The 13455-nt window shown below is 65.5% G+C and carries 9 protein-coding genes; 7 read left to right on the forward strand and 2 right to left on the reverse strand.

The genetic code is table 11. The features are described from left to right. Nucleotides 1–163 precede the first annotated feature (163 nt). The 5 genes from QRN51_RS15540 (at nt 164) to QRN51_RS15560 (ending at nt 6289) form a co-directional block, all read left to right on the forward strand. Nucleotides 164–1684, forward strand: a complete 1521-nt coding sequence (locus tag QRN51_RS15540; protein WP_284990741.1) for a leucyl aminopeptidase — start codon at nt 164–166, stop codon at nt 1682–1684. Nucleotides 1685–1918: 234 nt separating this feature from the next. Beyond that, complete coding sequence (gene lpdA, locus QRN51_RS15545) at nt 1919–3301, forward strand: dihydrolipoyl dehydrogenase (protein ID WP_284990742.1); 1383 nt, start codon at nt 1919–1921, stop codon at nt 3299–3301. Between the two features lie 107 nt (nt 3302–3408). Further along, nucleotides 3409–5172 (forward strand): 2-oxoglutarate dehydrogenase, E2 component, dihydrolipoamide succinyltransferase, encoded by a 1764-nt coding sequence (gene sucB / locus QRN51_RS15550; protein WP_284990743.1) that lies wholly within the window; start codon nt 3409–3411, stop codon nt 5170–5172. A 121-nt stretch (nt 5173–5293) separates the two neighbouring features. Further along, entirely contained in the window at nt 5294–5647 is a 354-nt protein-coding gene (locus QRN51_RS15555) for a hypothetical protein (protein ID WP_284990744.1), read from the forward strand. 213 nt (nt 5648–5860) lie between these two features. Then, nucleotides 5861–6289, forward strand: coding sequence for an OsmC family protein (locus tag QRN51_RS15560; protein WP_284990745.1), 429 nt, complete (start codon nt 5861–5863; stop codon nt 6287–6289). 85 nt (nt 6290–6374) lie between these two features. Here QRN51_RS15560 and QRN51_RS15565 read toward each other — a convergent pair whose 3' ends face one another. After that, nucleotides 6375–9911 (reverse strand): S41 family peptidase, encoded by a 3537-nt coding sequence (locus tag QRN51_RS15565; RefSeq protein ID WP_284990746.1) that lies wholly within the window; start codon nt 9909–9911, stop codon nt 6375–6377. An 84-nt stretch (nt 9912–9995) separates the two neighbouring features. Here QRN51_RS15565 and QRN51_RS15570 point away from each other — a divergent pair, with 84 nt between their 5' ends. Continuing rightward, complete coding sequence (locus QRN51_RS15570; protein ID WP_284990747.1) at nt 9996–10895, forward strand: TIGR01777 family oxidoreductase; 900 nt, start codon at nt 9996–9998, stop codon at nt 10893–10895. 4 nt (nt 10896–10899) lie between these two features. On the opposite strand, the gene QRN51_RS15575 is transcribed toward QRN51_RS15570, so the two are convergent. Then, nucleotides 10900–12591 (reverse strand): serine/threonine-protein kinase, encoded by a 1692-nt coding sequence (locus QRN51_RS15575; RefSeq protein ID WP_284990748.1) that lies wholly within the window; start codon nt 12589–12591, stop codon nt 10900–10902. Between the two features lie 143 nt (nt 12592–12734). On the opposite strand from QRN51_RS15575, the gene lipB reads away from it, so the two are divergent. Then, a complete protein-coding gene (gene lipB, locus QRN51_RS15580; RefSeq protein WP_284990749.1) occupies nt 12735–13403 on the forward strand; it encodes a lipoyl(octanoyl) transferase LipB in 669 nt (222 codons plus the stop codon). Nucleotides 13404–13455: the final 52 nt, after the last annotated feature.

Genomic DNA, 13455 nt, shown 5'->3' on the forward strand with positions numbered 1-13455 from the left:
TGCTTTCCGGCGCGGCAGACAGACTACGATCGAGACGTGCCGCCGTGTGCGGACCCAAGCAACCACCGACGTTGTCCCAGGCGGACAACGGAGGGGTACCAGGGCCGGGCGCCTAACATGCAGCCCGGCCAAGCCATGCAGAGAGAGATGAGGACAAATCCTCGTGGTGAAGACTACAGACATCACCCTTGGCACTATCGCCAAGGACCTGAAGAAGGCGCCCAGCGACGCACTCGTGATAGCCGTCGGTCAGGGGGAAGACGGGCCGGTACTGCTCGGGAACCCCTTGGGCGCGAAGGCCGCGGAAACCCTCGCGGCTTCATTGGGCCTCCTCGGCATCACGGGAGCAGCCGATCAGGTACACCGTCTGCCGGGTCTTCCGGAGACCGGTTCGGGCGTCCTCGTCCTGGCGGGTGTCGGCAAAGTCGCCGACGACGCCCTCCTGGCCGAGGAAACCCTGCGCCGGACTGCGGGATCCGCCGTCCGCCAACTTGCCGGTTTGTCCTCCGTGACACTGGCCCTCCCGACGGCGTCCCTCGCCGACGTCGCAGCCGTCGCCGAAGGCGCTGTGCTGGGTTCCTATTCCTATACAGAGCACCGCTCCAGCAAGGACGGCCTCAAGGACCCGGTCGGCAAGGTCCTGATCCACACGGCGTTTGACGGCAAGGACGTCCAGCCCGCGCTCGATCGTGCCTTGCTCGTGGGACGCGCGGTCAACGCCACCCGCACGCTGGTCAACGAGCCTCCGAGTCACCTCTACCCGGAGTCCTTTGCTGAAGCTGCCAAGGAACTCTCCAAGGGGCTGCCGGTCAAGGTCACCGTGTGGGACGAAAAACGCCTCGAAAAGGACGGGTTCGGCGGAATCCTGGGCGTTGGAAAAGGTTCGACCCGCCAGCCGCGCCTCGTCAAGGTGGAGTACGCCCCGGCCAAGGCCACCAAGAAGATCGCCCTGGTCGGTAAGGGCATCACCTTTGACACGGGCGGCATTTCCATCAAGCCGGCCCTCGGCATGGGCGACATGAAGAGCGACATGGCGGGCGCCGCCGTCGTACTTAATACTGTCCTGGCCGTCGCGGGGCTCGGGTTGCCCGTCAAGGTGACCGCGTGGCTCTGCATCGCCGAGAACATGCCCTCGGGCGCTGCACAGCGCCCGGCAGACGTCCTTACCGTGTACGGCGGCAAGACGGTCGAGGTCCTCAACACCGACGCCGAGGGACGCCTGGTCATGGCGGACGGAATCGTCGCGGCCAGCCTCGAGCAGCCGGACGCCATCATCGACGTCGCGACGCTGACGGGCGCCCAGCTGATCGCCCTCGGCAACCGCACTGCCGGAGTCATGGGTTCCGACTCCGTCACGGGCGCGCTCAAGTCCGCGGCAGATCGCGCGGGCGAACTCGTGTGGCCGATGCCGCTGCCGGAGGAGCTTCGGGCCAGCCTTGATTCGCAGGTGGCGGACATCGCCAACATCGGCGAACGCCACGGTGGAATGATGACGGCGGCCGTGTTCCTGCGTGAGTTCGTCGGGAAGGACGCCGAGGGCAAGCAGATCCCCTGGGCGCACGTCGACATCGCCGGCCCGTCCTTCAACAACGGCAGCCCCTACGGCTACACGCCCAAGCAAGGCACCGGCTGCACTGTCCGGACGCTGCTCGCTTACGTCGAAGACGTGCTGGCGACAGCCTAAGCAAGTCCCAAGTGGGGCCGGTTCATGACCGGCCCCACGGCCCGACGTGAGTCTGGCCACAAGCGCCCCACAAATGCCCCGGCAGGGTGGAGCATGGATAAGTGGTTCGCTAAGGTGAACCACGGTAGTCACAAATGCAAGAGAACTTCGGTGCTGGCATAATCGCGGCAGTACAAGTTCCAAGACCAGATGACGCGTAGTCGCGTGTCATCGCTCACGCGAGGGAGCGTCCTAGTGGCCGATCAGGCAACTGCGCAAGAATTCGACATCCTGGTACTCGGTGGCGGCAGCGGCGGCTACGCCACGGCTCTGCGTGCCGTTCAGCTTGGTTTCACCGTTGGCCTCGTCGAGAAGGGAAAGCTCGGCGGCACCTGCCTGCACAACGGCTGTATCCCCACCAAGGCCCTGCTGCACTCGGCCGAACTGGCCGACCACGCACGCGATTCCGCCAAGTACGGCGTCAACGTCACGTTGGACAGCATCGACATCACGGCCGTGAACGCCTACAAGGACGGAATCGTCGCCGGTAAGTACAAGGGCCTGCAAGGACTCATCAAGTCCAAGGGCATCACGGTCATCGAAGGCGAAGGCAAGCTGCAGGGCACCGACACCGTCGTCGTGGACGGCACAGCCTACAAGGGCAAGAACATCGTCCTGGCCACGGGTTCCTACTCCCGTTCCCTGCCCGGCCTGGAAATCGGCGGCCGCGTCATCACGTCCGATGAAGCGCTGACCATGGACTACATCCCCAAGAGCGTCATCGTCCTCGGCGGCGGCGTCATCGGCGTCGAATTCGCTTCCGTGTGGAAGTCCTTCGGCGTCGACGTCACGATCGTCGAAGGCCTCCCCTCCCTCGTTCCCAACGAAGACACCGCCATCGTGAAGAACCTTGAGCGCGCTTTCAAGAAGCGCGGCATCAAGTTCAGCACCGGCGTCTTCTTCCAGGGCGTCGAGCAGGACGACAACGGAGTGAAGGTCACCCTGGTTGACGGCCAGACCTTCGAAGCCGATCTCCTCCTGGTTGCCGTGGGCCGTGGCCCCGTCACCGCCAACCTCGGCTACGAAGAGGCAGGCGTCACCATCGACCGCGGCTTCGTCATCACCAACGAGCGCCTGCACACCGGCGTCGGCAACGTCTACGCCGTCGGCGACATCGTCCCGGGCGTCCAGCTGGCCCACCGCGGTTACCAGCAGGGCATCTTCGTCGCCGAAGAGATCGCCGGCCTGAACCCGGTAGTCGTCGAAGACGTGAACATCCCGAAGGTCACCTTCTGCGAACCTGAAATCGCCACCGTCGGCTACACCGAAAAGGGCGCCAAGGAGAAGTTCGGCGAGGACCAGGTCCAGACCCAGGAATACAACCTGGCCGGCAACGGCAAGAGCTCCATCCTGGGCACCGGCGGCATCGTGAAGGTTGTCCGCCAGAAGGACGGCCCCGTCGTCGGTATCCACATGATCGGTTCCCGCATGGGCGAGCAGATCGGCGAAGCACAGCTGATCGTCAACTGGGAAGCACACCCGGAGGACGTGGCACAGTTCATCCACGCACACCCGACGCAGAACGAGACCCTGGGCGAAGTCCACCTCGCGCTGGCAGGAAAGCCGCTCCACGGCTAAGTCTTTACGCAAGACACCCGGTCCTGCGCCCGCACGAACTGCGGGCGCAGGACCCCAGCAGGCAACACTCATCCGCACTAAAGATCAATAAGGAGAACGGGGACGACATGTCTGAATCCGTTAACTTGCCCGCCCTTGGTGAAAGCGTCACCGAAGGCACCGTCACTCGCTGGCTCAAGCAGGTTGGTGACCGAGTGGAAGTCGACGAGCCCCTGCTCGAAGTTTCCACCGACAAAGTAGACACTGAAATCCCGTCTCCTATTGCCGGCATTATCGAAGAAATCCTCGTGGCTGAAGACGAGACCGCCGAAGTCGGCGCTCCCCTGGTCCGGATCGGCAGCGGCAGCAACGGCGCTGCAGCGCCCGCCGCCGCACCTGCGGAAGAAGCACCGGCAGCCCCCGCACCTGAAGCAGCACCGGCTCCCGAAGCAGCACCGGCTCCCGTCGCCGAAGAAGCCGCAGCCCCGGCGGCAGCTTCCGGCGAGGCATCGGGTCACGATGTGACTCTCCCCGCCCTGGGTGAAAGCGTCACCGAAGGCACCGTCACCCGCTGGCTCAAGGCCGTGGGCGACAGCGTCGAGGTGGACGAACCGCTCCTCGAGGTCTCCACCGACAAGGTCGACACCGAGATCCCCTCCCCCGTGGCCGGTACTTTGCTTGAGATCCGCGTCAACGAGGACGAGACCGCTGAAGTCGGCTCTGTCCTTGCCGTCATCGGCTCGGGCGCCCCCGCCGCAGCGGCACCCGCACCTGCGGCAGCACCCGCAGCCCCGGCACCTGTGGCTGCAGCCCCCGCCGCACCGGCACCCGTCGTTGAAGCCGCACCCGCGCCGGCAGCAGCACCGGCACCCGCAGCACCGGCTGCCCCGGTAGCCGCACCCGCGCCGGCAGCAGCTCCGGCACCCGCAGCGTCTTCGAGCGAGTCCGGTTACGTCACCCCGCTCGTCCGCAAGCTTGCCAACCAGAACGGTGTCGACATCACCACCGTGACGGGCACCGGCGTCGGCGGCCGTATCCGGAAGCAGGACGTGCTCGCCGCAGCCGACGCAATGAAAACGGCTGCGCAGGCAGCATCGATTTCTGCGCCGGCGGCCGCAGCTCCCGCGACACCCGGCAAGCCTGCTGCCGCCCCCGTGGCTGCTTCCTCGCTCCGCGGTACCGTGGAGAAGGCTCCCCGCATCCGCCAGGTCATCGCCCGCCGCATGCGCGAGTCCCTCGAAACCTCAACGCAGCTGACCCAGGTGCACGAGGTCGACATGACCAAGATCGCCAAGCTCCGCCTCAAGGCCAAGGGCTCCTTCGAGGCCCAGAACGGCGTCAAGCTGACCTTCCTGCCATTCATCGCCAAGGCCGTGGCCGAAGCCTTGAAGCAGCACCCCAAGCTGAACGCTGCGTATGACGAAGACAAGCAGGAAATCACCTACCACAACGCGGAACACCTCGCGATTGCGGTGGACACCGACAAGGGCTTGCTGGTTCCGGTCATTTCCGACGCCGGCAACCTGAACCTTGCCGGCCTGGCCAGCAAGATCGCCGACGTCGCCGGCCGCACCCGCCAGGGGAAGATCGGTCCGGACGAGCTGTCCGGCGGTACGTTCAGCATCACCAACATCGGTTCTGTCGGCGCACTGTTCGACACGCCGATCATCAACCAACCGCAGGTGGGCATCCTGGGCACCGGCGCGATCGTCAAGCGTCCTGTCGTGGTTGCGGACGAAAACGGTGACGACTCGATCGCCATCCGCTCCATGATGTACCTGTCCCTCACGTACGACCACCGCCTGGTTGACGGTGCCGACGCCGGCCGCTTCCTGCAGACCCTCAGGGCCCGCCTTGAGGAAGGTGCCTTCGAAGCCGACCTCGGCCTCTAATAAGTGTCATCACGTGACGGGAAGGTCCCGGCGGGAAACCGCCGGGACCTTCCCGTCTTTGCATGCATTTTCTTCCGTGGCTTTGCTACGGCTCGTAGAAGAATCTGGCTAAGCTGGAGCCATGACTATCCTCTTCAACGTCCTGCTGTTCTTGCATATCGTCGGCGCAGCCATGATTGTGGGCTACTGGATCGCCACCATGAAGCAGCCGACCGTCCACCCGCGCCAGCGCGACGGCGCCTTCGTGCAGCTGATCACCGGCATTGCCATGATGGGAATCCTCCCCATGCTGCCCAACACCCACCCCGACTACTTCAAGCTGGGCATCAAGTTCGCGATCGGCCTCGCCGTAGCCGTGCTCGCCGTCATCGGCTCACGCAAGGTCAAGAAGGGCGAACCGGTCTCAACAGGACTGGCCCACGGCGTCGGCGGCCTGGGATTGCTCAACATCGCCATCGCAACGATCTGGCAGTAGGAGCGGAAAAGCGCTGACCGGAGCAAACCGCGCGGCCGCCTGGACCATTCGTCCGGGCGGCCGTCGCCGCTTAATCCGTGGCCGCCCGAACCACGGCAGTCACAATCCTCTGAGAGCGGACAAGCGGTGCGCCGCCGCCGTCGAATCCCTAGGATTGAACCCGGCGGCATCCGGTATCCGGATGCCAATTCGCAACGACGCTGAGGAGTGGACATGGCAACAACACGCACCGCACACACCGTATGGAACGGCAACCTGATCGAAGGCGCCGGCAACACCACGCTGGACAGCTCCGGACTCGGAACCTTCAACGTCACCTGGAAGGCCCGCGCGGAGTCCGCAGAGGGCAAGACCAGCCCCGAAGAGCTGATTGCCGCCGCGCACTCGGCATGCTTCTCGATGGCCTTCAGCAACGGCGTCGCAGGCGCAGGCTTCGCGCCGGAGGAGGTCAACACCAAGGCCGACGTCACCTTCCAGCCAGGCGAAGGCATCACGGGCATCCACCTGACCGTGAGCGCACGCATCCCAGGTGTTTCCGAAGAGGAATTCCAGCGCCTCGCCGAAGACGCCAAGCTCAACTGCCCGGTTTCCCAGGCACTCCGGGCAACCCCGATCACGCTGGATGCCACGCTCGCTTCCTAGCGGCAACCCGTCCGAAACCTGTCCAAAAAGCGAGTCCCCGCCTTTCCTTCCGGAAGGGCGGGGACTTCGTCGTGCGGGCCTCCAGCTAGCTCTTTTGCGGCCTTGCGGGCAACGCGGCCGGGCGGAGCTTGCGGTAGCCTTCACGCACCGGTGGCCGGTCCGTGGGTAGTTCCTGCACCATTTCCTTGAGCGCGCCGATCCCGTACTCCAGCTGGGGATCGGTACCGGCCGCGTAGGCGTGCGGCGGGAACACTACTTCGATGTCAGGCTCAACCCCGAAGTTCTCCACGCTCCAACCGATGCCGCCGGAGAACCACGTGGCATAGCGCGGCTGGGTCACGCCGGTGCCGTCAGCCAGGGCGAAACGGTTGTCGATGCCGACCACGCCGCCCCAGGTCCGGGTGCCGATGACCGGGCCGATGCCGCGGAGTTTGGACACCTGCGTGATGATGTCGCCGTCGGAGCCGGCGAATTCGTCGGCGAGGATAATGACGGGGCCGCGCGGGGCGTGGTGCGGGTACGTACGCGGCTTTTCGCCGCGCGGCATGCTCCAGCCGGTGACCTTGCGGCCGATCAGTTCAGCCACGAGCTGCGACGTGTGGCCACCGCGGTTCCGCCGGACATCGACAATCAACCCGTCCAGCGCGGTCTCGGTGTCAAGGTCCCGGTGAAGCTGCGCCCAGCCGTTGGCCATCATGTCCGGTACATGCAGATAGCCGAACTTTCCATTCGAGGCCTCGCGCACGGTGCGCCTGTTGGCGTGAACCCACTCCTGGTACCGCAAGCGTTCCTCGTCCTTCACTGGAACCACGGCGATCCGCCGCTGCCGGCCTGCCGCCCCGGCGTGCCGGCCGCCGTTCAGGATCGTGAGTTCCACGGTCCGGCCCGCTGCGCCCACCAGTTGCTTGGCCGGAGTTCGGTCTGCGGAGAGCCCGACGCCGTCGATCGCCAGGATCACGTCGCCCACCTTCGCGTCGGCTCCCGGCCGGGTCAGCGGCGAGTTGGCCAGAGGGTCGGAAGTGTCTCCCGCCAGGATGCGCGTGATCTCCCAACCGGCTTCCGTGAGCTTGAGGTCGGCACCGAGCCTGCCCTGGCCGTTGCTCCCTGGTTCGCCCACCGCAGCCGGACGAACGTATGCGTGGGACGTGCCAAGCTCACCGTGCAGTTCCCACAGAAGGTCCACCAGGTCGTCGTGCGAGCCGAGGCGTTCGACGACGGGACGGTACCGCCGGTAGACCGAATCCCAGTCCTGGCCCGCCATGTCTTCGGTCCAGAAGAAGTCCCGCTGCAGCCGCCATGCTTCGTCGAATGCCTGTCCCCATACGGACAACGGATCCAAGACCATCCGGATCCGGTTCAGCTCAACCTTGACAAGCTCTCCCGATTCTTCCTCGGCCTTGGCGTCGGATGGTACGGCGACAACCTGCTTGTCATTGACGAAGACCAGTTTCTTGCCGTCTCCGGAGAGTCGGTAGCGCTCCACGGCGGGGACGAGTGTGACCTGTTTCTGCTTCGAAAGCTCGTAGCGGACCAGCGCTGGAGCAGGTGCCTTGTCCTGCACCGTGCCACGGCCATCTCCCGTGACGCCTGAGAGGGGGGTATCGAGCCACAGCAGCGCGCCGCTGGAGGCCGAAAGCGCCGAGTAGTTGCCCTGCGGCACCGGGACGCCGATGACGCGCAACGGCAGGCCCTCACGGTCCACCCGGACCGTGACGGCGGTTCCGGCACCATCCCCGGTACCGTCCTTCTCGGCGTTCCTTGCGCCGTTCTCCCCTTCGGGTACGGCGTCCGCTTCCTCCTCGTCCAGCATGTCCACGACCGGGCCGAAAGGCGAAGGAGTGGCTGCAGCGAGTGCCACAAGGTACGGCTTGATGGGGCTGGGGAACGACAGGTCGAAGGCATGGCCGTCGTACACGGGATCGAAGCTGCGGTTCGAGAGGAACGCCAGGAATTTTCCGTCGGGAGTGAAGGCCGGCGATTCGTCGCAGAAGCGGCCGTCCGTGACCTCCACGATGTCTCCAGGGTTGGCGGTGTTGACCATGCGCAACTTGCTCCGTGAGCCGAAGGATGTCACAGGCTCTGACCATGCGAGCCATTGCGCGTCCGGCGACCACGCGAGGCCGTCAATGCTGCCGTCCCCTACGCTGACAAGCCGCGACAAGGTGCCATTTGCAGTGTCGGCCAGGTAAACGTCCCCGAACGCGGTACCCACGGCAAGCCACTTGCCATCGGGACTGGCTTCGAGGGCGCTTGGACAGGCTGCCCTGGGGAAATCGATCCTCAGGAAGTCGAGCCGTGACTCTTCGGCTCCGCCACGCCTGGCGCTCACCGGTGCGGTCACGCTATCCGCGGACGCCGCAGCGGGCTCCGCGTGCGGTTCCTGCAGCCGAACACCGGACGTCGCGGGCTGTCCCGTGATCGCCGATGCCGAGACGGGGCGGGGCAGTTGTCCGGCGCCGTCCTCTTCACCTTCGCGCCGGGCGGGTGCAGCGTCCTGGACTGGTGCTTCGACCGCCGGTTGCGACAAGCGCGGGGCAATCCTCTTGATGTAGATGGCGTCGACGCCGTCATGGTCCGCTACGTAGGCGATACGACCGTCAATAAGGGGCCGGGGAAGGCGTGCCCGCACGCCGGGAGTCGCTTCGACAACGCGGGACGGTCCGTCTTTGTGGCGCAGCCAGTGGATGGTTCCGTGGGATTCCACAGCGCTTGCCGAACCGGCCGCGTTGGGGAAGACGTCGCCCAAGTGGGCGGCGACTTTGAGGGGTGCCGGCCGCCGCGACTGGGATGCCGAGCCCAGGCTGACGTCAAGCCGTACTGCCTCGGCGTCGGACTCAAGACTCGGCAGGATCCACAACTCGCCAGCCGATTCGAAGATGACCCGCTTGCCGTCGCTCGTGGCGTGCCGGACGTAGAAGTCCTCGTGATCGGTGTGCCGGCGCAGGTCCGAACCGTCCGGCCGCACCGAGTAAAGATTTCCGTAGCCCTCGTGATCCGAGAGGAAGGCGATCCGTCCGCCTACCCACAGCGGGTCCGCGAGGTTCCCGTCGAGCCCGGAAAGCAAGCGGGCGAACTCGCCGTTCCCGTCGGCGTCGATCCACAATTTACCGGCGGTACCGCCACGGTACCGCTTCCACCAGGCAGGCTCGCGCGAGAGCACACTGGCAAGGACAACGGGTCGCTCGTCCCCCACTTCCGGGCCGAACGCCACCGATTCGACGGGGCCGAAAGGAAGCTCGACGGCGGGGCCGCCGTCGAACGGCAAGGCGTAAGCATGCGTGTGCCGCCCCTCGGCCTGTTCAAAAGCCGTCGTGACCACAACGTCGCCTGAGGAGGTGAATCCCTTGACACGGGTGGTGCTGTGACCGAAGTAGCTCAACTGCCGGTACCCGCCGCCGTCGACGTTCGCTGTCACCACCTCGGGAGCAGCCCCGACGATCGTCGTCCACACAAGCCGCTTGCCGTCCGGGGTGAAGCGGGGATTGCGCGCAGGGAGCTGCTGGGCCGAAATCCGCCACGCGCGGCCTCCGGCCACGGGCGCAATCCAAACGTCGTCTTCGGCCACGAAGGTGATCAAATCACCGTGCAAATGCGGGAAACGGAAGTAGCTGGAGGAGGTCATTGTTCGATCATAGTCAAAGGAGTCGCGAGGGCTTTTGAGGCCTGCCGTAATGCCGGAGTGATGCTTGCCATGATGAGATAGGGCATGCGAATCGTGATATCGGGTGCCTCGGGATTCATCGGAACTGCGCTCTCCGCGCATCTCCTCGGCAGCGGGCACGACGTCGTCCGGCTGGTTCGCCGCCCGCCTGAAGGAACCGGCGAAGCGTCTTGGGATCCGGCCGCGGGCCAACTGGATGAGGCGGTACTCGATGGCGCAGACGCTGTGGTCAACCTCTCCGGTGCAGGCATCGGGGAGCGGCGCTGGACCAAAGCACGCGTGCGCGAAATTATCGACTCACGATTGCGGACCACAAAAACTCTCACGGCAGCCATGGGACGGCTGGGAACTCCGCCCGGAACATTCCTGAGCCAGTCCGCCTCGGGTTACTACGGCTCGTCCCGTGCCGGCCTGCTCCGGGAAGACGCGGGGCCAGGCAAAGGCATGCTGGCCACCCTGTGCGTCGATTGGGAGGCCGCCGCCCACACGGCACCCGCAGGCGTGCGGGTGGTGACGCCGCGCACCGGCGTGGTCCTCAGCCCTGATGGCGGAGCGCTGGGTCCGCTCCTTCCGTTGCTGAAGATGGGCGTGGGCGGACCGTTGGGAAACGGCCGGCAATATTGGCCCTGGATTTCCCTTGTGGATGAAGTTTCAGCCTTCGAATACCTGCTCAACTCGGCGCTCGAAGGTCCCGTCAACGTGTGCGCCCCGGAAAGCGCTGACGTCAACGCCATCGTTGCGCAATTGGCGGCGGCCCTGCACCGGCCGGCGTTCCTACGCGTACCTGCCCCCGCGCTGCGCTTGGCCCTCGGCAGCCATCTGGCGGAGGAACTTGTCCTCGCCAACCAGCGCATGGAACCGGCACGGCTGGTGGACTCAGGCTTTGCCTGGCAGCACCCCGCGCTGGCGGATGCCGCCCAATGGGTGGCAAGCGGCGGCAAATGATCATTTAAGACTGCTTGGCCAGGATCTCGGTGATCCTCCACGCGTCCTCGCCACGCAGGAGAACCACCCTGAGTTCCTGTGGTTCGCCCCGGGGCCGCGCTCCGACGATCTCCCCTGCTGCGTCCCGTTCTTCATAGGCGGACGTTTCCACCGTGACAGCAACTGCTGCCCGGTCCGGGCTGGAAGGTCTCTCCACACTCACGCTCGAGAGGGTGGTGGAAAAGCCCGCGAGAACCAAGCCGGCGCCGAGCAATTCGTCCTTGAGCTTTCCATCGGAGGCGGCAGCCGCCGAGCCCTGCACATTAACGTGTTCCAGGAGCTCGAACTTTCCGGAACTCAGCGCCTTGTCCCGGAGTGCCGACAGTCCCCGTATGGCTTCCTCCGGGTTTGCGGATCGGATCCGGCCCCATACCACCGCGGGAACTTCTGCCTCCACCGGGACTTTATCGGGACCGGCCCCCTGCTGGGTATTGCGCGGCATGCCGGGCTCGCTCGCGACTCGTTCTTCCTGGGAAGCACTCGACGCCGGGCCAGGGGCCGTCTGCCGGGCTCCCGGTCCTCGATCGCCAGCCCACCACACCGCACCAGCCAACCACACAGCGGCTACTGATCCGGCGCCCGCAATCATCCCCAGAGCGAGCACGACGGGCGCCGCCCGCCGTCGTGCCGAAACCGGCGCAACCGCACGCCGGTGTCTGCGTCCCGACCCTGGAGGGCGGAAGCGGCCGAAAAGCGCCGCGATGCGGGCGCGCTTTGGGCGAGGAGCAGAAGCCCGACGCCGGGTCATCAGTTCCGGAACAACCGTCGCGTGCACCGAAACGGAAAGGTCCACAGCTTCCGGCGGTGCGCTTCGGTAGACCGCGACACCCAATTCGGCCGCGGGCGGCCGCTGCTGCGCGTCTGGATGAAGCCCGGCCTCGATCGCAACGGCCAAGGCAGTAGGCACCGCAGGCACCAACAGTGTCAAGGGCGGCCGGCGTGCCGCAGTGTCCGGGGCGGAACCAGTGAGGCAATACCAGCCAAGCGCGGCGAGGGCGTAGGTATCGCGCTGCGGCTCCAGTTCCGCTGCCCCCCGGACAGCCGGAGCAGGATCCGCGAATCCTGGGGTGCCCGAGTCCGGAACCCCCGCGGCGTCCCCCACCATGCGGGAAATGCCCATGTCCGAGAGGAGCGGTTTCCCTTGCGCGGTGAAGAGGACATTTCCGGGCGAAACATCGGAGTGTGTCACCCCTTGGCAATGCAGATAGGCCAAGGCCTGTGCCAGGGGCGTCAGGATGGTCACTGTCTCGCCCACGCCAAGACTCCCCCTGCTGGACACCAACTGCCCAAGCGAGCCGCCAGGGGCGTAGTCCATGACCACGCCCAAGCCGCCGTCGACGGACTTTGCCAACTCAACAACGCCATGGACTTTGACGAGGTGCTCGTGGTCCAGCCTGGATAGAAGCCGCACCTCACGCAGCAGGGATGACTTGGCGTCGCGTGGATCCGCCGTCTCCGGTTTCCGGCCGAGGCATTTCACGGCGAAGCTTTTCCCCGACCGCTGTTCCGTTGCGAGCCACACCGTGGCTCTTCCGCCGCGGCCCAGTTCACGCACCGCAACAAAGCCCGGGATCACAGGTTCGGAAGGTTCGATCCCTTGGGAGGGCATGTCCCGCTCACGGTCCTGGGCACTCCCGCAGGTCGAAAAAGTCTCCATGCCTCAACAAATACCGGAAATCGCGGATTCCCGCAGAAGTTATCCACAGGCCAAGGACCGGAGCCCCGCAAGCAAGCCGAGTACGACTGAGAGCTTGGCCACAAAATCATGGCCTGCGCCCCGCGGGGTCTAAGCTTGTCCCCATGACTCTTGAGTTTTCACAGCTGGGTCTTGCCCCGGATTTCGTTGACTACATGCAGGGCTGGGATATCCAGCGCGAACTCCACAACAAGGTTGTTGCCGGCGACAAACCCAGCACCGTCTTGCTCCTTGAACATGCCGCGGTGTACACGGCAGGCAAGCTCACGGAGGACCACGAGCGCCCGTTTGACGGCACGCCGGTTGTTCCCGTGGACCGTGGCGGCAAATTGACCTGGCACGGACCCGGCCAGCTCATTGCCTACCCCATCCTCAAACTGAAGAACCGCGCCGGGATCCGTGACTACGTCGAGCGTCTCGAAGCCGTCATGATCGCGATCATGGAGGACTACGGAATCAAGGCCACGCGGGTCAAAGGCCGGGCGGGAGTCTGGGTTCTCGCGGACCATAAGGGTCCGGACCGCAAGATCGCCGCGATCGGTATCCGCGTCCTCGACGGCGTGACCATGCACGGCGTGGCCATCAACTGCAGCAATGACCTCGCTCCCTACGCACAGATCATCGCGTGCGGCATCACCGACGCGAGCGTCACCACCATGTCCATCGAGACCGGCAAGACCATCAACCCGGCCGACATTGCCGAGCGCTTCATCGAAGAGTTCCGCAAGCACGAAGAAGCACTCGTATCCAGCCCCGAAGGAGCACTCCAGTGACCCTGGCACCTGAAGGCCGTAAGCTGCTGCGCGTTGAACAGCGCAACAAAGC

Source organism: Arthrobacter sp. efr-133-TYG-120 (assembly GCF_030209785.1).
Classification (GTDB): domain Bacteria; phylum Actinomycetota; class Actinomycetes; order Actinomycetales; family Micrococcaceae; genus Arthrobacter.

Excerpts from the sequence above, each read along its gene's own strand:
- QRN51_RS15565 (WP_284990746.1), bottom strand. The coding sequence starts at position 9,911 with ATGACCTCCTCCAGCTACTTCCGTTTCCCGCATTTGCACGGTGATTTG.
- QRN51_RS15575 (WP_284990748.1), bottom strand. The coding sequence starts at position 12,591 with ATGGAGACTTTTTCGACCTGCGGGAGTGCCCAGGACCGTGAGCGGGAC.
- QRN51_RS15560 (WP_284990745.1), top strand. The coding sequence starts at position 5,861 with ATGGCAACAACACGCACCGCACACACCGTATGGAACGGCAACCTGATC.
- QRN51_RS15555 (WP_284990744.1), top strand. The coding sequence starts at position 5,294 with ATGACTATCCTCTTCAACGTCCTGCTGTTCTTGCATATCGTCGGCGCA.
- QRN51_RS15570 (WP_284990747.1), top strand. The coding sequence starts at position 9,996 with ATGCGAATCGTGATATCGGGTGCCTCGGGATTCATCGGAACTGCGCTC.
- sucB (WP_284990743.1), top strand. The coding sequence starts at position 3,409 with ATGTCTGAATCCGTTAACTTGCCCGCCCTTGGTGAAAGCGTCACCGAA.
- lipB (WP_284990749.1), top strand. The coding sequence starts at position 12,735 with ATGACTCTTGAGTTTTCACAGCTGGGTCTTGCCCCGGATTTCGTTGAC.